Annotated in this window: 19 protein-coding genes; 11 read left to right on the forward strand and 8 right to left on the reverse strand. The window is 43.7% G+C overall.

All coding sequences use genetic code 11. The features are described 5' to 3' along the window. Window positions 1–8: 8 nt before the first annotated feature. The 3 genes from FE392_RS02725 to FE392_RS02735 all read left to right on the forward strand — a co-directional run bounded on the left by FE392_RS02725 (window position 9) and on the right by FE392_RS02735 (window position 2,259). On the forward strand, window positions 9–281 hold the full coding sequence (locus FE392_RS02725) for a hypothetical protein (protein ID WP_319928690.1): 273 nt from the start codon (window positions 9–11) through the stop codon (window positions 279–281). A gap of 56 nt (window positions 282–337) precedes the next feature. Further along, a complete protein-coding gene (locus tag FE392_RS02730; protein WP_092513414.1) occupies window positions 338–913 on the forward strand; it encodes an aminodeoxychorismate synthase component II in 576 nt (191 codons plus the stop codon). A 122-nt stretch (window positions 914–1,035) separates the two neighbouring features. Further along, complete coding sequence (locus FE392_RS02735; RefSeq protein ID WP_319928691.1) at window positions 1,036–2,259, forward strand: aspartate aminotransferase family protein; 1,224 nt, start codon at window positions 1,036–1,038, stop codon at window positions 2,257–2,259. Window positions 2,260–2,356: 97 nt separating this feature from the next. Here FE392_RS02735 and crp read toward each other — a convergent pair whose 3' ends face one another. The 4 genes from crp to FE392_RS02755 all read right to left on the reverse strand — a co-directional run bounded on the left by crp (window position 2,357) and on the right by FE392_RS02755 (window position 5,747). Continuing rightward, entirely contained in the window at window positions 2,357–2,989 is a 633-nt protein-coding gene (gene crp / locus FE392_RS02740; RefSeq protein ID WP_004240730.1) for a cAMP-activated global transcriptional regulator CRP, read from the reverse strand. A 504-nt stretch (window positions 2,990–3,493) separates the two neighbouring features. Continuing rightward, window positions 3,494–4,363 carry a phosphoribulokinase gene (locus FE392_RS02745; protein ID WP_319928692.1) on the reverse strand — a complete coding sequence of 290 codons (870 nt, stop codon included), beginning with the start codon at window positions 4,361–4,363 and terminating at the stop codon, window positions 3,494–3,496. Between the two features lie 77 nt (window positions 4,364–4,440). Beyond that, window positions 4,441–4,659: a YheU family protein gene (locus FE392_RS02750; protein ID WP_319928693.1), complete on the reverse strand. Its 219-nt coding sequence runs from the start codon at window positions 4,657–4,659 to the stop codon at window positions 4,441–4,443. A gap of 2 nt (window positions 4,660–4,661) precedes the next feature. Beyond that, complete coding sequence (locus FE392_RS02755; protein ID WP_319928694.1) at window positions 4,662–5,747, reverse strand: hydrolase; 1,086 nt, start codon at window positions 5,745–5,747, stop codon at window positions 4,662–4,664. Between the two features lie 100 nt (window positions 5,748–5,847). Here FE392_RS02755 and FE392_RS02760 point away from each other — a divergent pair, with 100 nt between their 5' ends. Both FE392_RS02760 and FE392_RS02765 read left to right on the forward strand, forming a co-directional pair. Further along, a complete protein-coding gene (locus tag FE392_RS02760) occupies window positions 5,848–6,453 on the forward strand; it encodes a LysE family translocator (RefSeq protein WP_319928695.1) in 606 nt (201 codons plus the stop codon). 371 nt (window positions 6,454–6,824) lie between these two features. Further along, window positions 6,825–7,430 (forward strand): LysE family translocator, encoded by a 606-nt coding sequence (locus FE392_RS02765; protein WP_319928696.1) that lies wholly within the window; start codon window positions 6,825–6,827, stop codon window positions 7,428–7,430. Window positions 7,431–7,445: 15 nt separating this feature from the next. Here the strand turns inward: FE392_RS02765 and murP are convergent, their stop codons facing one another. Beyond that, window positions 7,446–8,930, reverse strand: a complete 1,485-nt coding sequence (murP, locus tag FE392_RS02770) for a PTS N-acetylmuramic acid transporter subunit IIBC (protein WP_319928697.1) — start codon at window positions 8,928–8,930, stop codon at window positions 7,446–7,448. A gap of 26 nt (window positions 8,931–8,956) precedes the next feature. Further along, a complete protein-coding gene (murQ, locus tag FE392_RS02775; RefSeq protein ID WP_319928698.1) occupies window positions 8,957–9,862 on the reverse strand; it encodes an N-acetylmuramic acid 6-phosphate etherase in 906 nt (301 codons plus the stop codon). A gap of 624 nt (window positions 9,863–10,486) precedes the next feature. Here murQ and FE392_RS02780 point away from each other — a divergent pair. Continuing rightward, window positions 10,487–13,534, forward strand: coding sequence for an inverse autotransporter beta domain-containing protein (locus FE392_RS02780; RefSeq protein ID WP_319928699.1), 3,048 nt, complete (start codon window positions 10,487–10,489; stop codon window positions 13,532–13,534). A gap of 1,069 nt (window positions 13,535–14,603) precedes the next feature. Then, the gene (locus FE392_RS02785) at window positions 14,604–15,494 is read left to right on the forward strand and encodes a LysR family transcriptional regulator (RefSeq protein ID WP_319928700.1); all 891 of its coding nucleotides are present in this window, start codon (window positions 14,604–14,606) and stop codon (window positions 15,492–15,494) included. Window positions 15,495–15,774: 280 nt separating this feature from the next. Here FE392_RS02785 and FE392_RS02790 read toward each other — a convergent pair whose 3' ends face one another. Further along, window positions 15,775–17,730 carry an ABC transporter ATP-binding protein gene (locus FE392_RS02790; protein WP_319928701.1) on the reverse strand — a complete coding sequence of 652 codons (1,956 nt, stop codon included), beginning with the start codon at window positions 17,728–17,730 and terminating at the stop codon, window positions 15,775–15,777. A gap of 116 nt (window positions 17,731–17,846) precedes the next feature. Between FE392_RS02790 and kefG the strand changes: the two genes are divergently transcribed. From kefG to slyD, 4 genes are all read left to right on the forward strand, one after another. Continuing rightward, entirely contained in the window at window positions 17,847–18,410 is a 564-nt protein-coding gene (kefG, locus tag FE392_RS02795; RefSeq protein ID WP_319928702.1) for a glutathione-regulated potassium-efflux system ancillary protein KefG, read from the forward strand. Between the two features lie 2 nt (window positions 18,411–18,412). Beyond that, window positions 18,413–20,218 carry a glutathione-regulated potassium-efflux system protein KefB gene (kefB, locus tag FE392_RS02800; RefSeq protein WP_319928703.1) on the forward strand — a complete coding sequence of 602 codons (1,806 nt, stop codon included), beginning with the start codon at window positions 18,413–18,415 and terminating at the stop codon, window positions 20,216–20,218. A gap of 14 nt (window positions 20,219–20,232) precedes the next feature. Next, entirely contained in the window at window positions 20,233–20,436 is a 204-nt protein-coding gene (locus FE392_RS02805) for a YheV family putative zinc ribbon protein (RefSeq protein ID WP_319928704.1), read from the forward strand. Between the two features lie 280 nt (window positions 20,437–20,716). Continuing rightward, on the forward strand, window positions 20,717–21,253 hold the full coding sequence (slyD, locus tag FE392_RS02810) for a peptidylprolyl isomerase (protein ID WP_319928705.1): 537 nt from the start codon (window positions 20,717–20,719) through the stop codon (window positions 21,251–21,253). Between the two features lie 194 nt (window positions 21,254–21,447). On the opposite strand, the gene FE392_RS02815 is transcribed toward slyD, so the two are convergent. Next, the gene (locus FE392_RS02815) at window positions 21,448–21,666 is read right to left on the reverse strand and encodes a SlyX family protein (protein ID WP_319928706.1); all 219 of its coding nucleotides are present in this window, start codon (window positions 21,664–21,666) and stop codon (window positions 21,448–21,450) included. Window positions 21,667–21,701 lie beyond the last annotated feature (35 nt).

Below are 21,701 nucleotides of genomic sequence, written 5' to 3' on the forward strand. Positions count from 1 at the left end.
TTGTTGCTATGTTGTTTACGCTGGCTGACGGCAATAATGTCAGAGGCGATTCTGGAAGAAGCTTTCTTTCCTCCGCCTTGCTGCAACTTGAAATCTATTGGTTTTTGGCAGTTTCTCGATTTTCGGCCGTCAATGGCCGGAAATATATTGGATTCTCATCCCGTTTCTGTTTTCCCCCTTTCTCTGTCGCTACTATTTTAAAAGTGCTTATGTGGTATGATGAGTGCCTCGTTGCCATTGGTACTGTTTTGCCTGATTTTTACGTAATACAAAATGCATAATACCCTAACGGGGTAGGGCAACTTATAAAACTATAAAATCAGTAGGATATACTCCTATGTTATTAATAATCGATAATTACGACTCTTTTACATTCAATTTATATCAATATTTTTGCGAGTTAGGGACAGAGGTTTTAGTTAAGCGTAATGATGAGTTACAGCTTGAAGATATCGAAAAGCTGGCTCCTACACATTTAGTGATTTCTCCGGGGCCTTGCACACCGAATGAAGCAGGGATTTCTCTGGAAGCGATTTCGCATTTTGCCGGAAAAGTGCCTATTCTCGGCGTGTGTCTTGGGCATCAGGCGATAGGGCAAGCCTTTGGTGCCAGTGTGGTTAAAGCCCGGGAAGTCATGCATGGAAAAACCAGCCTGCTTCACCACAGCCAGCAGGGTGTGTTCAAGGGTTTGGATCATCCATTAACTGTTACACGTTATCATTCTTTGGTCATTGCGGCTGAGACGCTTCCGGCTTCGTTTGAAGTCACCGCATGGAGCCAGCGTGATGGTAACGTCGATGAAATTATGGGGATACGTCACCGTACTTTGCCGCTGGAAGGAGTGCAGTTTCACCCTGAAAGCATTCTTAGTGAGCAAGGTCATGAGTTATTGAATAATTTCCTTAAATATTAGCCATATATCATTATTACCCCTCACAAAGTTGTTTTTTTATTTGCCACCATCTGATTTTTTATTCATATTTTATGATTATTATTTCATTTTGATATGGCAAATATAAAAACAAGGTGAGGGAAATGGCAGAGCATGCAGGAAAAAATTTAACTACCTTCAATCAGGTGATGTTGCCAGTTTATGCACCGGCAGATTTTATTCCTGTTCGCGGGAAAGGCAGCCGGATATGGGATCAACAAGGTCACGAATATATTGATTTTGCCGGTGGCATTGCTGTTTTGGCCTTGGGACATTGCCATCCGGCCTTGGTCAATGCCCTGAAATTGCAAGGCGAAAAATTGTGGCATGTCAGCAATATTTTCACCAATGAATCGGCTTTAATTCTGGCGCAAAAGCTGATTGATGCAACGTTTGCACAAAAGGTCTTTTTCGCCAATTCAGGCGCTGAGGCAAATGAAGCCGCATTTAAACTGGCTCGCCGTTATGCCATTACTCGCCATCACCCGGATAAAACCAAAATCATCGCTTTTCATCAGGCGTTTCATGGGCGCACATTTTTTACCGTTTCAGTGGGTGGACAACCGAAATACGCCGATGGGTTCGGCCCCAAGCCCGCTGATATTATCCATGTTCCTTTCAATGAGTTGGACGCAGTCAGAGCCGTGATCAGTGACGATACCTGTGCTGTTGTTTTAGAACCCATTCAAGGGGAAGGTGGTGTGACTCCTGCGACGGCAGAATTTCTGCGTGGCGTGCGTGAACTGTGCGATAAGCACCAAGCCTTGTTGGTTTTTGATGAAGTTCAGAGCGGCATGGGGCGTACTGGCAAGCTGTATGCGTACCAGCATTATGGTGTCATTCCGGATATTCTGACAACAGCAAAAGCCTTGGGAGGCGGTTTTCCAATCAGTGCCATGTTAACCACGGATGCTATTGCGGCGGCAATGGAAATAGGCTCCCAGGGAACAACCTATGGTGGAAATCCACTAGCTTGCTCTGTGGGAAGCGCCGCAATTGATATTATCAATACACCGGAAGTGTTGGCAGGAGTGGAAAAACGGCATGATTTGATTATCCATGCGCTGGAAAAACTGAACCAAAAATATGGCATTTTCCACGAATTTCGCGGAAAAGGGCTGCTGATTGGAGCTGTATTGCAAGCTGAGTATCAGGGGAAATCCAAAGAGATATTGCAGTACGCGGCGGAACAAGGTTTGATGCTATTGAGTGCTGGAGAGAGTATCTTACGTTTTACCCCTTCATTAATCATTCCTGAGGATGACATTGCGGAAGGCATGGCACGGTTGGATCGCGCGATTGCACGTTGGTTGAAATGGGGTGAATAAGTCAGCGAACAGGAAAGCAAGCAGGAAGAAGAAAACAGAATAAAGCAGCCAGTGTGGGATCGGTGGATGACACTGGCTGAATTTAGACGTTCAGGAACTAACGGGTTCCATAAACAACAATAGTTTTACCATGTGCAGAGATCAGGTTTTGATCTTCCAGCATTTTCAGAATGCGGCCAACCGTTTCACGGGAGCAACCTACAATCTGCCCGATTTCCTGACGTGTAATTTTGATTTGCATACCATCAGGGTGGGTCATTGCATCGGGCTGTTTGGCCAGATTGAGTAAAGTCTGGGCGATACGGCCTGTAACGTCCAGAAAGGCTAAGTTCCCCACTTTTTCAGAAGTCGTTTGCAGGCGACTTGCCATCTGAGCAGATAAACGCATCAGAATGTCAGGGTTAACCTGAATTAACTGGCGAAATTTCTTGTAGGAAATTTCAGCCACTTCACAGGCACTTTTAGCTCGTACCCATGCCGTACGCTCTTGCCCTTCCTCAAACAATCCAAGTTCACCAATGAAATCTCCCTGATTTAAATAAGAGAGAATCATCTCCTTGCCTTCTTCATCTTTTATTAGAACAGCAACCGAACCTTTAACAATGTAGTAAAGCGTCTCTGCTTTCTCACCTTGATGAATAAGCGTGCTCTTGGATGGATATTTGTGAATATGGCAGTGTGACAAAAACCATTCAAGAGTAGGGTCTGTTTGTGGCTTGCCGAGAACCATTCGCTTTATCCTCTGTTGTTATTTCCGCCTTTGTGAAGTGAGAAACTGACTGTTTCCCTCTAGGCTGGCTTTATAAAGTCAATAGATTAACATATTAACTTGCTGAAAAACTGACAAGGGGAAATTTTATATGGCTGATAAGAATTTCAATATGCTGGTGTATTGAAGTTCGGCCATACTTCTTGCCAGTCTCGCTTGTAACCTAGTTTGTAACACAGGAAAACGTTTCTGTCTTCTCCTGTATCGCTTCAGCATATTAAACTGGTCGCTAGATTACCAGAAATTAGCCTGATGAAGCGGTTTTATTGATTTTGTATTTATAAAAAAAGAAAAAATAAGGTTAGGCGCTGTGCCTGAAATGTGAAGTTTCATCCTGTTTTGGCTTATTTAGGGAGAAGTTTTTTATCGTTAATTTATGGCGACATGAATTGGTTAATTATTTAAATAAAACAGGCAGCATTATTTTTTGTTACCTGTTTCATTAAAAATAAAATGAACTCTAGATTATGAGATCTTTTTGCCTTCCAGTAATTGTTTCACCAGCGGGGCCATAATTAATTCCATGGCCAAGCCCATTTTGCCGCCAGGGACGACGATAGTATCGATGCTGGAAATAAATGACCCCTGAAGCATAGCGAGCAAATAGGGGAAATCTATTTGGGTTAGGCCCCGGAAGCGGATCACGATAAAACTTTCGTCCAGCGAAGGGATCGCATTGGCTGAGAAGGGGTTAGAAGTATCAACCGTAGGGACGCGTTGGAAGTTAATGTGGGTACGCGAAAACTGCGGGGTGATGTAGCGGATATAGTCATCCATCGAACGGACAACGGAATCCATGACGGCTTCTCTGGAATGCCCGCGTTCACTGGTATCACGGATCAATTTTTGTATCCATTCCAGGTTGACAATGGGAACGACCCCAACCAGCAGGTCAACATGGCTGGCAACATTGTGCTGGGGAGTAACGACACCGCCATGCAGCCCTTCATAAAAGAGAATATCGGTGTTTGAGGGTAAAGGTTCCCACGGCGTGAATGTGCCGGGCAATTGATTATAGGGTACGGCCTCATCATAAGTATGCAGGTATTTCCGGCTGCGGCCGCTTCCTGTTTCACCATAGCCAGAGAATGTTTGCTCCAGCATACTGAAATCATTGGCTTCTGGCCCAAAGTAACTGATATGCCTGCCCTGTTCTTTTGCTTTTCGAATTTCAGCATCCATTTCAGGACGCGTATAACGATGGAAACTATCCCCTTCAATGAGTGCGGCCGTTGCGCCAAGTTGCTGGAAAATCTTGCGGAAAGCCACACTGGTTGTTGTTGTTCCTGCTCCACTGGAACCAGTGATTGCAATGACAGGATATTTGGCAGACATGAACAAACTCCTTATCAATAATTCTTGAAATTATATTTTTTAATCAGAATGTTATGGTGAGAAACACAAGCCAAACCTTATGGACGGAACATCTCTTTAGGCATGATATTGACTGTTTCATGTAATTCAGACCATACCAGCAGAACCTCACCTCGTTCAAGTTGACGTTTGATGTCCTGTACTTTTTGTTCAAGTGTTTTTTCTTGTTCGCCGTAATCTGTGCCTTCCCGCAAAACAAAACTTTCTATTAAGTTAAGCAGGGTATCGGGCTCAAGTTGTTGCCACGGTATCATCATTGTCATTGCTCCGGATGATGTTTGGATTGCTCTGTAGTCGGTTGTTTTTCAACTAACTGTTGTTCAGATAATTGTTTTTGCGGTAATGCTTTTTGAGATGATTGCTTCAAACGGGATGCCTCTAAATAAGATGCCAGCCAGTCAGGAATGCGTTGTTCCAGCCACATTTGTGGGGTTTTCAGGGAGCCACTGACAAAACCGACATGGCCGCCATGCTCGGTCAGTTGATATTGAATATTGTCCGGCAAACGGGCCAAGTCAGGGATCACTTCCGGTGCCATAAATGGATCATCTTTAGCGTGGATAATCAACAGCGGCACTGTGATATCCGGTAATCGAGGCAGAGCGCTGCACTGGTGATAATAATCATCCGCATCTTTAAAACCGTGGAGCTTGGATGTGATTACATCATCAAACTCCCGTAGTTTCTTCATTGAGTTCAGTTGCCCGAGGCTCAATGGCAGAGAGTTAGGATAACGCAGTAACTTACGCGTAGCGTTGTTTTTCAGTTTATTGAGCAGGTAATGTTGATAGATTTGGGAAAAGCCTTGTTCTATCCGCCTGGAACAGGCTTCCAGCAGAAACGGTGCCGAGACGATGACAGCGGCATCCACTTGTGCCCGCTCTTGTTCTTCGGCTAAATAACAAGCCAGCATGTTTCCGCCAAGGGAATAACCGACCGCGGCAGTAGGGGCATCGCCATAAGTGGTGTTTAACCAATTGAGGAAATAGCGAGCATCATTGGTTTCCCCTGAGTGGTAAATGCGTTGCTGGCGATTGGGTTCCCCACTGCATCCACGAAAATGCATCACAACGCCGAGCCAGTCTCTTTCCTTACAGGCACTGATAAGGCCGTGGGCGTAAGGGCTATTGAATCCCCCTTCTAAGCCGTGAAAAAGCACTAAGCGTGGTTTATGGGAAGCGGTTTCAGGATCTTCACTCCATGCTAAATCCACAAAATCATCATCGGGCAAGTTGAGCCGCTGCCAGTGAGGTTGCAGTTTAGGATGACGCCGGAGCAGGCGAGGTAAAATCGTTTGCAAATGGGGGTTACTCGCACCCCTTAGGGGACAAAAGTTCTCACTCATAATAAATTGATTTCATGATTGTCTGCCTTGTGTGTGGCATAACATACTGTTATTTTTCTTGAAAAGAAATGTTGGCCATTTGAGTTAGGTGAATCTATCCATGACAGCAAGTTTGATATTCTCGCTTAGTACCTTTATGTTTATTTCTGCTATCACCCCAGGGCCAAATAACTTGCTGCTGACATCAGCGGGAGCTAACTTTGGCATTCGTCGCTCGGTACCGCTTTTTTTGGGCATCATATTGGGAATACAGATAATTTTATTTCTGTCCGCTTTTGGTGTTGCTGCTTTGCTGTTGATTTACCCCGCGATGTACATTGGTCTGAAGGTGCTTGGTAGCCTGTATTTATTGTGGCTGGCTTGGAAAACGGCGACGTCACATTATAAACAACTGAATACAGCACAGCCGGTAGGGGGGCCAATCAAAATTCACCAAGGCTTGCTATTGCAATTCTTGAACCCCAAAGCATGGTTTATGGGATTGGGGGCAATCAGTAGTTACAGTTTGCCGGGAGCACTATATAACAATTCGATACTGACTATTAGCGTAGTAATGTTAATCATTAATTCAATAGCGTGTGTAATCTGGCTAGTCCTCGGTTCATTGATTGGCCGCCTATTGAGAAATCGCCATGCGTGGTTCACCTTTAATATCGTGATGGGGCTACTGACCGCCGCTTGCGTCCCGTTAATCTGGCTGAGCTAAAATGAGGGGCTGAGGTTAATGTATATCAATATTTTTACTGGCAAAGAATAATATCAGTATAAAGCCTGCGATATAGGCGACGATAAGCCCCCATAATTTAATCCTTAATTCGCTTTAATCCGACGCGTAATTCCCTCTACGCGTTCAAACCCATAAATAACCCATCAATGGCACCATAGAATCGACTTGATCCGCGCCGACCATGACGAAGCAAAATCGTTTGCAAATGGGAGTGACTTACACTTCTTTAAAGGACAAGAGCTTCATTCATAATGAATTGATTTCATGATGATCTGCCTTGTTTGCGGCATAACATGCTGCTATTTTCCTTGAAAGGAAATATTGACCCTTTGGGTGAGGGGAATCTACCCATGACTGCAAGTTTGATATTCTCGCTAAGTACATTTATGTTTATTTCTGCTGTCACTCCAGGCCCAAATAACTTGCTGCTGACATCTGCGGGAGCCTCCTTTGGCATTCGTCGCTCGGTACCGCTTTGCTTGGGTATTGTATTGGGAATGCAGACAATTTTATTGCTGTCCGCTTTTGGTGTGGCTGCATTACTGATTATCTATCCTGCGATGCATACTGGCCTGAAAGTGCTCGGTAGCCTGTATTTATTGTGGCTGGCTTGGAAAACGGCAACTTCACACTATAAGCAACTGCACACAGCGCAGACGACAGAAACCCCCATCAAAATACATCAAGGCTGGCTACTGCAATTCTTGAACCCCAAAACATGGTTTATGGGGCTGGGGGCAGTCAGTAGTTACAGCCTGCCGGGGGCGCTATATAACAATTCGGTATGTGTTATTAGCGCAGTCATGTTAATTTCCAGCGCAATAGCGGGTGCAATCTGGCTTATGCTCGGCTCCTTGATTGGCTTTATGCTGACAAATCGCCATGCGTGGTTCATCTTTAATATCGTTATGGGGCTATTGACCGCCGCTTGTGTCCCGCTAATCTGGTTTAGCTAAAATGAGGGGCTGAGGTCAATTTACATCAATATTTTTACTGCCAAAGAATAATGTCAGTATAAAGCCTGCGATATAAGCGACGATAAGCCCCGCTGCATAGACCGCCATCCCTGTGAAAATGCCGCTATTGGACGTCATCAGGGGCAGGGCAACGAGCCCGGAAGGGCCGAATACACTATTTAATCCGACGGGCAATCCCCACCATGCGATCAAACCAATAAAAAACCCACCAATGGCACCACCGAGACAGGCGGTGACAAAAGGCTTAACGCGGGGCAGCGTGACACCATAAATCAAAGGTTCCCCGATCCCGAGAAATCCCGGAATAATGGCACCTTTGATTTGAGTGCGCAGCAGCGAATCTTTGGGGGCTTTCACATACAGTGCTAGTGCGGAGCCGACCTGACCGGCTCCGGCCATTGCGAGGATCGGGAATAACGAGTTGAAGCCCTGTGCATCCATCAAAGCAAAATAAACGGGGACGAATCCCTGATGCACGCCGAACATAACGGCGATCAAAAACAGTCCTGCCAGAATTGCCGTGCCGAATGGGTTACCATTCAAGTGAATGAACAGCCATGACATCGCCGTAAATAAGTAGCTGCCGATGGGCATAATGATGACAAAGGCGATTGCGCCCATGATAAGCAGGGTAATTGCAGATGTCAGGATCATATCCAGATCAGCCGGCATTATCTTGCGGATTTGTTTCTCTACCCAAGCCCCAAGGATACAGGCAATCAAGACGCCAATGATATTGCCACGGGGATCAATGGCGAACCCAAAGAAATTGCTGATACCGGAATAAAACCCGCTGGTGGCTTCAGCGTTATAACCCAGTACGAACAGGGAGGCGATAATGGCGCCATTAACGCTAGATCCGCCGAAGGCTTTTTGTGCATTGTAACCAATCAGAATGCTCAGGAAGCTGAACATGCCTTTGCTGAATATTTTCATGTAACCGAGCATTTCAACCAAAGCTGCATTGGGATCAGCCACGCCTTTGACAAAAATTTGCTCCAGTAATGTAGCAAAGCCCAATAACAGACCAACGGCAATGAAACCGGGGATCAGTGGTGTGAATATAGTGGCAAACTTCGCCAGAAATTTATGGATTGAACTGGTTTGTTTTTCTTTGAGATGTTTTTTATTGGAAGAGGCGATGTCTTTTAGATTGTCGGAGTGAATTTCAGCAGAGCCCGGCACTGCCTCATTGGGGAGATGTGAGCCACTTGGCGGAGTATTTTCACTTAACAAGGCATTCATTAAATCTGCGGCTGTCTGGGCTTTGCCGGGGCCAAGGACAATCTGGAGCTGGTCATCACTTTCGATGACGCCCAAAACCCCCGCAATTTTCTTCAGTCTGGCTTTATCAACCAGTGAATCATTGCGTAGAGTCAACCGCAGGCGGGTCATGCAATTGCCGCTGTGTGCAACATTACCCGCCCCGCCAATGGCACTGAGTATTTCGACCAACATTTCCTGATTAATTTTGGCCATTTATAACCCCTTCAGAGAGGTAATGATTATCGGTCTTTTAAGATGGCTGGCCGGATAAATCCTTGGTTTTCTGCCAATAATGCACTGGCATCTTCGGCATTCACGCCCGATAAAATCATCACGATTGCAGTTTTACAATGACCACCGCAGGCATTCAGTGCTTGTTCTGCTATCTCCCTGCTGCACTCAGTGGCGGCCATGACAATATTTTTCTGACGTTCAATCAACTTCGCATTCGTCGCTTCAACATCGACCATTAAGTTGCCATATACCTTGCCAATCCGGATCATGGCGCCGGTTGTTATCATATTCAGCACCATTTTTTGTGCAGTACCGGCTTTCATGCGGGAAGAGCCTGTCACTACTTCCGGCCCGACCACGGGTATGATGGCGATATCTGCCAATTGCGCCATTGGGCTGTCTGGATTGCAACTGATACAGGCGACGGTAGCACCGACTGATGCTGCATATTCCATCGCACCCAATACATAGGGTGTCCGGCCACTGGCGGCGATCCCTATCAGTACATCGCTTTGATTAAAGTGTAGTCCTTTAAGATCATCTATGCCCAATTGCCGATTATCTTCTGCATTTTCGACGGCTTTCAGAATTGCCTGATGCCCGCCGGCGATCAAACCGATCACTTGTTCTGGCTTGGTACCATAAGTCGGAGGACATTCACTGGCATCTAAAATACCCAGACGGCCGGAAGTGCCGGCTCCGCTATAGATCAAGCGCCCGCCCTGACGAAATGCATTAGCGACTTTATCAACCACGCAGGCAATCTGAGGCAATGTTTTTTCAACAGCAAGGGCGACTTTTTTATCTTCATCATTGATAACGCGGAGCATATCGTGTGTTGATAATTGATCGATGTGAGAGCTGGCGGGGTTACGACTCTCCGTTACCATATTGGTTAGGTCGATTTTCATTATTTTCTGCCGTATGTCATAGGAGTTTATAATGATCTATATTATATACCTTTCACCTTTCAAGCTGCCGTTTTTGTTGGCGGGCAAGTTTATTCCTGACGAGTGAGTCATTCCTTAGACGCCGCGTTGTAAATTGAATTCCATTTAATAGAGCGTAAATAACCAGTTAAAGTTCTAACAAATAAAACAATTTGGTGTATTTAAATAATTAAATACTGCGAATTCTATAATGCCATTATTTTTTTAATCTAATTAATTCCAGAGCCAATGTTATGTAATGCATGATATTAAAAAATGAAATTTAAAATAGTTATCAGCTGATAAAAATATTTCATTACACATTATAGAAAAACGCCCTAATGTATTTTAGATGTATGTATTTTATAAGTTTGTTCTTGTGTGAAATCATTTCATAATGAAAATTTGCGGGTTCAATCTTAATAAATATTGAATAAAATCAACATGGAAATAAATAGCGGCACTAAGAAATATAAATAAAAGAAATTATCAAATGAACAGATAACCGTATGTTTATAAAAACGGGGACTGGAGGCAGTGGGCGTAACCCACAAAGTTGCAATCTGAAAGCTTTTGGGGTGTATATAAATTATGAGGTGTTCAAATATGGACTCGTATGCTTACGGTAAGTTCGTTCGTAGTTTTATGTTAATATGTTCTTTGATTTTTTTGTTTATTTCCATGGGTGCGTTTTCAAAAGATAAAGAAATCTACAACCGTCATGCAGAGAAAACCTCTATTCATCCACAAAACAATCAAAATGAAGATGGGTTGAATATAATTTCTCAAAATATTTATACGGTTGGTAATTTACTCACGTCTTCACCCTCCCAGATCATCGACCAAACTAAATCTTATGCTGTCAGTAAGTTAAATAGTACGGTGGCAACGGAAACACAAAAATGGTTATCTCAGTTTGGTAAAGCAAAAATTCAATTCTCTCTTGATAGAAAAGGAAAACTGGATAATAGCTCATTGGATTTGTTGTTTCCGCTTTATGATAATAAAGCAGAATGGTTATTTTTCTCTCAAATTGGCTACCGCAATAAAGACAGTCGCAATACAGTTAATTTTGGTTTGGGAGGCCGTTATTTCACTGCTGACTGGATGTATGGGCTAAACACTTTCTACGATTACGACACGACGGGCAATAATAAACGATTCGGTTTAGGCGGAGAATTCTGGGCGGATTATATTAAACTTTCCGCCAATACTTACTGGCGCTTGAATGGTTGGCATCAATCTGTCAAAGAGAAGGATTATGAAGAACGCCCCGCCAATGGCTTTGATCTCAATGGCGAGTTTTTCCTGCCATCCCACCCCAACCTTGGGGGGAAACTGAGTTATGAGCAGTACTTCGGTGATAACGTTGCGCTGTTCAACCGTAACACCAGACAGAAAAATCCCAGCCTTGGCAAAATCGGTCTGACTTATACGCCAATTCCATTGATGACTGTCGGAATCGATTATAAATACGGCAGCGGCGGGCACAGCGAAGCGTTATTTCAGGCCAACATAAATTATCGGTTTGGCGTACCTTTCAGTGCACAGATTTCGCCCGGATATGTGGCTTCTATGCGCACACTGGCAGGAAGCCGTTACGATTTGGTGGAAAGAAATAACAATATCGTGCTGGATTATAGAAAAATACCGGAGCTGAAAGTTACCTTACCTGACACCCTCAATGGATACAGCTCCCAAATGAAATTGGTCATGCCCAATATTGCCTCGGAAAAACCCATCAGGCAGGTTACTTGGCGGGCAGGGGAGGGGTTGAAAAAAAATGGGGGGGAGTTGCCGGATGTCAGCGGTACGAACCCAATCGGTATTATCCTGCCGAATTATATTCCCAATGGGATAAATACTTATCCCATTTATGCCGTTGTGGAAGATGAAAGCGGCAGAAAATCGAAAGAAGCTGAGATGCTTGTCACGGTTGAGCCTTTTGTTGTTAAAGATGAGCCACAAATTACCCCATTGGAAGAAGGCTATACATTAGCGAGCACTATCACGTATGGCCATAAAGAGAATGCCCCTCTTTCCAATATTGTGTTCCAAAATATTAAATGGAGTGCTGAACTCCCTGAAGGCAGCACGCCAGATCAGAAAAAAGCCGTGAAATTGGAAGGGGTCGGCTCCGGTACGAGTAACGATAAAGGGCAGCTAATGGTGAATATCATCAGCATGAAGCCCGTTGGAAACGTTGCGATTTATCTCGAAATGACGGGGATGCCCAAGACCAAGATACACACCGTCAATTTTAGTGAAGTTCCGTACCACATCAGTTCGATAGATGTTTCACCACAAGGGCCGCTCGCCTTGGGCAATAGTTATACCTTTACTGCAACCATTGTCGATGACAAGAATAAGCCGGTGGCAGATAACGAGGATCTCATGCCCAAATGGGAAATAGAAAAAGGGGTTAGCGGCATGGTATTAACCGCGGGGGCGACGAAAACAAATAGCAAGGGAGAATTGACGGCGACTGTGATGAGTACGGCGGAAGTCGAAGATGCCAAAATATCTCTTTCACTCCAGAATGGCACCAAGATATCTTCACCGGGCTTTACCTTTGTTCACGCAAAATCAGTTGATATAGAATTCAAGGATCAAATAGAGGTTTCTCCTGCCGGGCCACTTTTAGGCAATGGGGAAGATAAATATACCTATAAGGTTTTGGTTGTTGATGATAAATATAAACAACCTTTGCGTAAATGGAGTTTTGAAAACGTTACCTGGAGTATTGTTGATAAGAATTTACCGGACGATTTGATTTTTAAAGATATTCAGAAAACGACGGATGAGCATGGTTATTTAACGGCCTTATTAGTGAGTAAAGTGGGCATGGATGACATTCATGCCAAAATAAGTGTCGTCACCAGTGACAAGAAAGAAAAATCCGCACTCGCAAAAACGCCGGTAAGTTTTAATGCAGTACCACAAGCGGCGGGAATTATGGTGATGGACCAGCATGAACATAATCTTCACATTTCTTCTGAACAGCAGAATAGGCCATACAATGTCCATAATAAATTACGCGTTGTATTAACCAAGGGCTCTTCAACACCATCGGGAGATCAACCTCTGCATCTTATTGGTGAGGTCAAATATGGCACGTCGAGTTCGGTTGTAAAAATAGATTCAGTAACGGGGCATATCACTTTCCCGCCTGAAGGATTTACAACATCACAGGGGCCAACCATCGTTACAGCAACGATAACCAATAGAGATACGAAAGCTAAATATATCTATCAATACAGTTTTAACCCACAAAGATATGTGTTCAGCCCTGATGTCGGCAATAAAGGTTATGTGAAGCTGGGAGGGCAAGCCAGTAATAGCACATGTGAAACGCTTGAGCCCAAATATTCATTGGGGCAGGGCAATGTGCAATCTATGACGGATTCTGACGTTGGGATTTCGGCCTCAACTGACACAGAGAATTCTTTTTTGCATGAATACGATGGTTTTCCGGGACTCGGGCTGTTGCCTTATGAAGATAATGCAGAAGAAGGTGAAATTTTAAATACGAAAATAAAAGTGGCTTTCAGTAATCAGCAATCTCAATTTTTTCTCTATGATTACAAGATCAAGAGCGCAATAGATTCTGACCCTGAAGACACGGGTAGGTTACTGTGTAAGTTGTCTAACTAATTCAAGATTAAGGTAAAACAAAGGCTCAATTTTATGAGCCTTTGTTATTTTTACCCGTATATGATTTATTTTTTTCATGATAGTATGTTTCTTTAGCTTTATTATTATGTTGGTTTTTTGTTGCCAGTGATTTATTGATTCCAATGAAAATCATCACATCTTTATCATAAAATATCCTATCAATACAGAATATTCCGATATAAAAAAGATCAAAAAATTGAAATAAGGGTATCTCTAACGTCTAAGTTACAAGAAATGAAATTCACCATTTACCTATCATTATTTATTACTGTTTGAATTTTATAACCATTTTGCTCAATTTTTATAATGAATAAAAAAGCAGGTTTATGATAGCTACATTGTTATTGTTGCATTTTATATGATTCTTTTAATTTAAAATTACTGACTAACACGTAATGAGAGTAAATAAAAAATAACTCATAAAGCGAAGCTTTATTTAATTTTGAAAACTAGAATTAATATGAATTATCGTTTATTTATTACAGTTTACGAGTAAATTAGATATAAGTTTTTCATTTTTTGAGCAGTAATTAAAATAGCTACACAATAGTTTCATAATATGATATTTTTATTTTCATGATTTATCCTTTGTTAAAGTTAGTTACCAATAAATAAAAGTTATCGATTGATAACCTTAAGGCCATTATTTGGACCTTGGTGATACTCCTAACTTTGCGATGTGGAATAATCATGACTAGATTGTTTTTATGATGCTTTTTCCAGTTTTTGCACGTTGGTTAAGCTGGAATATCTATGGTTTTAAAAATGAAAAGGAGGGAGAAGCATGGATGAAAGTGAGTAATTTGTCTTTCCTTGTTTTACAAAGGAAAATGCCTCATTGATTTCATGTGAAATTGTTAGTTTAGGTAATCAATTTAGGCGAATAATAAATATTTTGCTAATTGCTACCTTATTAACTAACATTCTACTAGTTGACATTTTGACAAGTTGAATTGATAAAACCTTTGGCAAAAACACTAAGTTAAAATGCTATCACCATGAATCTGTGATGTTTTGTAGTTATTTAACAATCATTGGGCGAAAGAACATGGATATACGCAATCTTGAAGCTTTTATCGTTTTGGCTGAAACTCTGAACTATCATAAAGCTTCAGAGAGACTTTATCTTTCTCAGCCTGCATTGACGAAAAAAATACACGGGTTAGAAGACATTCTTGGTGCTTCATTATTTACAAGAGGGCCGAATGGAACAAGGTTGACTAACTTTGGGCAGAAGACACTGGAAAATACCAGAAAGTTTCTGACGCACTATGAACAGTTTAAAAGTCAGGTACATTTTGATTCAAAAGAAAATTTGGTCAGACATTTGTATGTCGGCTCATGTTTCCCCATCAACAACTATTCTCAGATAGAGAAGAAGATTGCCGGGAATAAAGGAAATGTTGTGCTGGCATTGGTGACCGGGCTGTCAGTTGAGCAGCAAATAAGTTTATTGAATGCAGGAATGTTACATGTTGCTGTAATGCCTCTGGCTTCAGTTTTACATCTGGAGCCGAAAAAGGTATTTACGGAAAAACTGGTTTATATCTTTAAAAAAAGCAGTCAGTTAATATCTCGTTTTAAGTCATCTTTAAATAGAATTGGAAATGGTTTTTTTTCGAACGCTTCATCAGAAAATAAAGAAGTGGTTGAGTTGACTGATTTCCTTAATGTTTTCCCAGTTTATACCGGTGAAAATATGCATCTGTTATTGCAGACAAGCGATTTCATGCTGATTATTGATATGATTACAAAAAATAGTGCTTATACGTGTGTCCCAAAGCGAATGATTAGTTCTATTCCTGAATACTTTATGGACTCTTTGGAAATTATTGAAACAGATAAGAAAGTTGATCTCGGAGTAGTATGGTCAAATTCAATAGATGAGTATTTGATTAATGATGCCGAAGATTTTTCTGCGTGGATTGCGAGTGCATAATTCGGTGCTGTAGTTTCTTTATAAGCGTTTTTATTTACTCTCTATATGAATGAACTTTAATGTATTTCTTGTAAATATTTCCTCAGTAATACTTGAGTCGTAAGGTTTATTGGTATTTTTCATTCTGTGAATTTCTCATTCTGTAAATAGAGGGGCATATTTTCAATATTTAAGTAATTGGTTGTTTGGGCTACTGATCGGATAAATGATGTTCGAATAGATGGCGGGATATAATCGGGCATATTATTCTATGCCCGATTATATTTGATAAAACTGGATTTTAATCAGCGCCTTGAGTTGCATTAAATGCGTCAGTCATTTGCTCAAGTTGTTCCTGAATATCCATCCATTCTATTTCAACATCGTCCAGTTTGGATTTTGCCTCTGTTTGTTGATGTAGGCATTCTGTTAATTCAGCTTTGCGCTCATTTTCATAGAGATTATTGTCTGACAATTTCTCTTCTAATTTAGCCAACTCAGCGCCTAGTTTATCCATCTGCTTTTCAAGGGTGGCGAGCTGTTTGCGCAACGGCTGGGTTTGATTACGGAATTCTGCTTCACGTCGTTTTTGATCTTTACGCTCTTGGGCACTGAAATTTGAGTTGCCATTTGCCTCGGTTTCAGCCGCCGCTTTCCCTTTCTCCTGACTGTCACGCGTTTGCTGGCGTTGCAATTCTGTCAGCCATTGCTGGTAATCTTCCAGATCACCGCTGAAAGATTCCACTTTGCCATCATGCACCAGATAAAGCTCATCCGTTGTGGAACGCAGCAAATGCCTATCATGCGATACCACAACTAACGCCCCTTCGAAATCAATGATCGCTTCGGTCAGCGCCTGCCTCATGTCGAGATCAAGGTGGTTGGTGGGTTCATCCAGCAACAAAAGATTGGGGCGTTGCCAGACAATGAGTGCCAATACCAAGCGCGCTTTTTCACCGCCGGAAAAACGGCCGCTTGGGTCGGTCACTTGATCACCCTTAAAGCCAAAGCCGCCCAGATAATCCCGAAGCTGTTGTTCGGTTTCCTGTGGCGCTATCCGGACTAAATGCTGCAATGGCGATTCATCTGCCCGCAAGTATTCCAGTTGGTGCTGCGCGAAGTATCCCAGCTTGATGCCTTTTGATAAGGATATTGTTCCTTGCTGTGGTTCAAGCTCTCCCGCCAGCAATTTGATCAGTGTCGATTTACCTGCACCATTGCGGCCTAGCAGGCCAATGCGTGAACCCGGTACCAAATTTAATTTAATGGAATCGAGCACGGTTTTGTCGCCATAACCCGCACTGACTTTTTCCATGTTCAAAAGCGGATTTGGCAGGCTGTCCGGCTGGCGAAAGCTGAAATGGAAAGGATTATCAACATGGGCCGGGGCGATGAGCTCCATCCGTTCCAGCATTTTAATGCGGCTTTGTGCTTGCTTCGCTTTGGAGGCTTTGGCCCGGAAGCGATCAATGTAGCTTTGCAAATGGGCAACTTTTTCCTGCTGGCTTTGATATAGCGCTTGTTGCTGGGCAAGTTTGGCTGCACGTTGCCGTTCGAAAGAGGAGTAGTTGCCAGTGTATTCATACAGGCTCTGTTGCTCAATATGCAGCACTTTATCAATGATCGGATCGAGGAAATCCCTGTCGTGGGAGATCAAAATTAAAGTGCCGGTATAGTTTTTTAGCCATTTTTCGAGCCAGATAACGGCGTCCAAATCAAGGTGGTTGGTCGGTTCGTCAAGCAAGAGTAAGTCAGAGCGACAAATCAGCGCCTGTGCCAAATTAAGGCGCATGCGCCAGCCACCGGAAAATGTGCTGACAGGTTGTTCCAACTGGGCTTGGGAGAATCCAAGGCCATGCAGCAGGCTGGAAGCCTTGGAGCGAATTGTCCATGCCTGAATGGCATCAAGCAACCCGTGGATATGGGCGATGGCATGGCCATCATTCTGTTCGTTGGCAATGCTCAGCTTCTGTTCCAGTTGCCGGAATTCACGATCGCCATCGATCACATATTCCAGTGCTGAGGTTTCGAGAGCTGGTGTCTCCTGATTAACCCACGCCAATGCCCAATTGGAAGGAAATGTGACTGAGCCTGTTTCTGCCTGAAGTTCATTTTTCAGTAATGCCAGCAGGGTAGATTTGCCACAGCCATTCTTGCCAACCAATCCTATTTTTTGGCCCGGATTGATGGTTGCGCTGGCATTATCCAGAAGGACACGTATGCCACGGCGGATTTGCAATGAAGAGAAAACAATCATAGATGTTGTCTACTTAATATGTGTTAAGTTAATAATTAGATCGTATGTATTCAATTTGATAGCTTGGCGTGCATGGTAGCGGAAAATATGTGTTCTGACACGCCTTGGGGGGATTGATGTCTTTATCACCTAATATATCGCCACCAAAAGTATTACTATTATATATCCATCCTGAACCCCTGAATTCAGTTGCGAATAGAGCTCTATTGCAGTTTGTACAGGATCTTGAGCATGTGACAGTTCATGATCTCTATGGCTGTTATCCTGATTTTTTCATCGACATTTCCCTTGAACAGCAATTGCTGCGTGAACACAAAGTGATTGTTTTCCAACATCCTTTATATACATACAGTTGTCCGGCTCTATTGAAAGAGTGGATGGATCGCGTGCTGAGCCGTGATTTTGTCAACGGCACTGAGCAGGCGTTGAGAGGAAAATATTGGCGTTCCGTCATTACGACCGGAGAGCCTGAAGGTGCCTATAAAAGAGGTGGCGCGAATCGCTACCCGATGGAGGAGATCCTCCGGCCTTTCGAATTGGCTGCATCCATGTGTCAGATGCATTGGCTATCACCGATGATAATTTATTGGGCCAGACGCCAAAAGCCTGACGTGCTCGCGAGTCATGCCAATGCTTATCACGAATGGCTGAAAATGCCATTGTCTTTGGGAGGGCTGTGATCATGGAGACGTCAGCGCTGTTAAATGTCGGAACACTGTTCTTGTTTGCTGTTGTTGTTGCGGTGCCCCTTGCCCAGAAGTTCGGGATTGGTGCTGTATTGGGCTATCTAATCGCCGGCATTGCACTTGGCCCTTGGGGAATTGGATTTATCAAGGATGTTGATGAAATCCTGCATTTCTCTGAGCTTGGTGTTGTTTTCTTGATGTTTATCATCGGGCTTGAGTTGAATCCAACAAAACTCTGGCAACTCAGGCGGTCTATTTTTGGTGTGGGTACGGCGCAGGTGATCTTAACGGCGTCGGTGCTGGCCTTACTGCTTTATCTGACGAATTTTTCCTGGCAGGCAGCGGTGGTTGGTGGCATTGGATTGGCGATGTCATCAACTGCAATGGCACTGCAATTAATGAAAGAGAAGGGAATGAAGGGCAATGAAGGCGGGAAACTCGGTTTTTCTGTCTTGCTGTTTCAGGACATGGCTGTTATTCCTGCTTTGGCTGTGATCCCCTTGCTGGCTGGCGGAGTCGGTTCCAGTGACTGGTATCGTATCGTATTGAAAATCGCCGCCTTTGCGGGCATGTTGCTGGGAGGGCGGTATTTGTTGCGGCCACTGTTCAGGCTGGTGGTGAAATGCGGTATCAGGGAGGTGTTTACGGCCGCTTCTCTGCTGGTTGTGCTGGGTGCGGCGATTTTCATGGAAAAATTGGGTTTTTCAATGGCACTCGGTACGTTCATTGCCGGCGTTTTGCTGGCAGACAGCGAATATCGCCATGAGCTGGAAATTGCTATTGAGCCATTCAAGGGATTGTTGCTGGGTCTATTTTTCATTTCTGTTGGAATGTCCTTGAATATGGGCGTCCTGCTGACCAATTTATTGAGCGTCCTATTGAGCGTGTTAGGATTGGTGCTGGTAAAAGGTTTCATCCTTTATTTGCTCGGGAGAATATCCGGCTTGAGGCAATCGTCGAGTCTGCAATTATCTGGGGTGCTAAGTCAGGGAGGGGAATTTGCATTCGTACTATTTTCTGTCGCGCTCGGGCAAAAGGTACTGGATCAGAATCAGATGTCACTCTTGTTGGTTGTCGTGACATTATCGATGATGACAACACCTTTGGTAATGCAACTGATTGAAAAACTGTTGGCACATCGATATAACGCACAAGAAGAGCACAGTGAACAACCCTTTGTGGAAGATAATGACCCACAGGTGATTTTGGTGGGATTTGGCCGTTTTGGGCAAGTGGTCGGGCGCTTGCTGATGGCAAATAAGATCCGCATTACGGTATTGGAACGTGATGTGAGTGTCATTGGTACGATGCGCCGTTATGGCTATAAGGTGTATTATGGCGATGCGAGCGAACTAGAGTTATTGCGTTCTGCAGGGGCCGCAAAAGCCAAGGCGATTGTCATTACCTGTGATGAGCCGGAAGATACGATGGCAATTGTGCATTTATGCCAAAAGCATTTTCCTCACCTGCATATTACTGCCCGCGCCAGAGGGCGTCTGGAAGCCCATGAACTGTTACAAAGCGGTGTGAAGGATTTTAACCGGGAAACATTTTCCAGCGCCTTGGATTTGGGGCGTAAGGTTTTGATCCGGTTGGGGATACATCCACATCAGGCACATCGCGCGCAGCAGCATTTCCGTCGTTTGGACATGCGAATGCTGCGTGAGCTTATGCCTCATTTACACGGCGATTTGGCGCAAATAACTCGTGTGAAAGAAGCCCGCAGGGAACTGGAAGAATTATTTGAACGAGAAATGATGAATGAACGTCGCCAGCCGGAAGGATGGGACGAATATGAGTAATGTCGGGGTGAATTATGTCAGTAAGTCGTAAGCGTTTTATTGCGGGAGCAGTTTGTCCGAAATGCCAGTCACAGGATACGCTGGCAATGTGGCAAGAAAATAAGGTAGATATTGTGGAGTGCGTTAGCTGTGGTCATGTGCAGAGACAAACAGATGAGGCGGTGACTTCGCACATTCGGGGGCAGGAGCAAGTTATTGGCATTTTTACGCCACAATAACTCTCCCCTTCACCTGCTAAATTACCGCTTTTGGGGTGGCACGACTCCCGACCACCGTACTTATCAGCGTATGGTTATCTATGCCTCCGGGATAAATGAGAGGCTCCTGCCTCTCATCAAATAATCTATGTTCTTATTAATAAATATATTAACAATAAAACGTGGATAAATTTCATCATCCCTAGGTACAGCGGCGTAGAATTCCGTTACAATTGACGGCATTTTTTAAGCTGTAAAAATTTTCCCTTACGGGTTTTCCCCCGGGTATGTAGGAGTTGTCATGAAAGTAGCAAAAGACGTAGTGGTAAGCCTGGCTTATCAAGTAAGAACAGAAGATGGTGTTTTAGTTGATGAGTCCCCGGTAAGCGCACCGTTAGACTATCTGCATGGCCGTGGTTCTCTGATCAGTGGATTGGAAAAAGCACTGGAAGGCCGTGAGGCAGGTGAACGTTTCGACGTGAGCGTGGAAGCGGGCGATGCATACGGTCAGTACGATGAAAATCTGGTTCAGCGTGCACCAAAAGACGTATTTGTTGGTGTTGATGATATTCAGGTTGGCATGCGTTTTCTGGCTGACACAGATCAAGGGCCTATCCCAGTTGAAATCACCGCGATTGAAGGTGATGAAGTTGTCGTTGATGCTAACCACATGCTGGCCGGTCAAGACCTGAAATTCAATGTTGAAATCGTTGCAATCCGTGAAGCAACAGAAGAAGAATTGGAACATGGTCATGTGCATGGTCAAGGTGGTTGTGGTGATCACGATCATCACCATGAGCACGATGAACATGGATGCTGCGGTGGCGGCTGCCATTAATTGACGCTACTGAGTATTTTTAGCTGACAGCCTGAATGAATCGGCAGGCTGAAAAATCAGTAAGCAGAAGAAAAAGGGAGGCTCGGGTGAGCTTCTCTTTTTTTATTCTGCCTTTCATCACCCCGCCTGTTTTCAGCCTTCCTTGGCAGGAAATTTTCCCCGTTAATCATACTGATACACATTAATCATGTGCATCAATAATGCGGAGGCGGAGTTTCCTCTGAGAGTGGGGCAATAATCGACGATTGTTGGGTTTTCAGACGTTCAGCCATTAACCGTAGCTGCTCTTTCAATCTGTCAGTTTCAATTTGCTGTTTTCTGACTTCTTGACTCAATTCTTCAATGGTGGCTTCCTGGTAGGCCAGCTTTGTTTCCACCTGCTCCATTCTTTGTTCAAAATCGGATAATTCCATTACCTTTTCTCCTGCATCTGTTTAATTAATTACCT

The sequence above is a fragment of the Xenorhabdus santafensis genome, assembly GCF_033949405.1.
Classification (GTDB): Bacteria; Pseudomonadota; Gammaproteobacteria; order Enterobacterales; family Enterobacteriaceae; genus Xenorhabdus; species Xenorhabdus santafensis.

Coding starts and splice junctions, on each gene's coding strand:
- FE392_RS02725 (WP_319928690.1), top strand. CDS start 9: ATGTTGTTTACGCTGGCTGACGGCAATAATGTCAGAGGCGATTCTGGA.
- FE392_RS02730 (WP_092513414.1), top strand. CDS start 338: ATGTTATTAATAATCGATAATTACGACTCTTTTACATTCAATTTATAT.
- FE392_RS02735 (WP_319928691.1), top strand. CDS start 1,036: ATGGCAGAGCATGCAGGAAAAAATTTAACTACCTTCAATCAGGTGATG.
- crp (WP_004240730.1), bottom strand. CDS start 2,989: ATGGTTCTCGGCAAGCCACAAACAGACCCTACTCTTGAATGGTTTTTG.
- FE392_RS02745 (WP_319928692.1), bottom strand. CDS start 4,363: ATGTCTGCCAAATATCCTGTCATTGCAATCACTGGTTCCAGTGGAGCA.
- FE392_RS02750 (WP_319928693.1), bottom strand. CDS start 4,659: ATGATGATACCGTGGCAACAACTTGAGCCCGATACCCTGCTTAACTTA.
- FE392_RS02755 (WP_319928694.1), bottom strand. CDS start 5,747: ATGAGTGAGAACTTTTGTCCCCTAAGGGGTGCGAGTAACCCCCATTTG.
- FE392_RS02760 (WP_319928695.1), top strand. CDS start 5,848: ATGACAGCAAGTTTGATATTCTCGCTTAGTACCTTTATGTTTATTTCT.
- FE392_RS02765 (WP_319928696.1), top strand. CDS start 6,825: ATGACTGCAAGTTTGATATTCTCGCTAAGTACATTTATGTTTATTTCT.
- murP (WP_319928697.1), bottom strand. CDS start 8,930: ATGGCCAAAATTAATCAGGAAATGTTGGTCGAAATACTCAGTGCCATT.
- murQ (WP_319928698.1), bottom strand. CDS start 9,862: ATGAAAATCGACCTAACCAATATGGTAACGGAGAGTCGTAACCCCGCC.
- FE392_RS02780 (WP_319928699.1), top strand. CDS start 10,487: ATGGACTCGTATGCTTACGGTAAGTTCGTTCGTAGTTTTATGTTAATA.
- FE392_RS02785 (WP_319928700.1), top strand. CDS start 14,604: ATGGATATACGCAATCTTGAAGCTTTTATCGTTTTGGCTGAAACTCTG.
- FE392_RS02790 (WP_319928701.1), bottom strand. CDS start 17,730: ATGATTGTTTTCTCTTCATTGCAAATCCGCCGTGGCATACGTGTCCTT.
- kefG (WP_319928702.1), top strand. CDS start 17,847: ATGTCTTTATCACCTAATATATCGCCACCAAAAGTATTACTATTATAT.
- kefB (WP_319928703.1), top strand. CDS start 18,413: ATGGAGACGTCAGCGCTGTTAAATGTCGGAACACTGTTCTTGTTTGCT.
- FE392_RS02805 (WP_319928704.1), top strand. CDS start 20,233: ATGTCAGTAAGTCGTAAGCGTTTTATTGCGGGAGCAGTTTGTCCGAAA.
- slyD (WP_319928705.1), top strand. CDS start 20,717: ATGAAAGTAGCAAAAGACGTAGTGGTAAGCCTGGCTTATCAAGTAAGA.
- FE392_RS02815 (WP_319928706.1), bottom strand. CDS start 21,666: ATGGAATTATCCGATTTTGAACAAAGAATGGAGCAGGTGGAAACAAAG.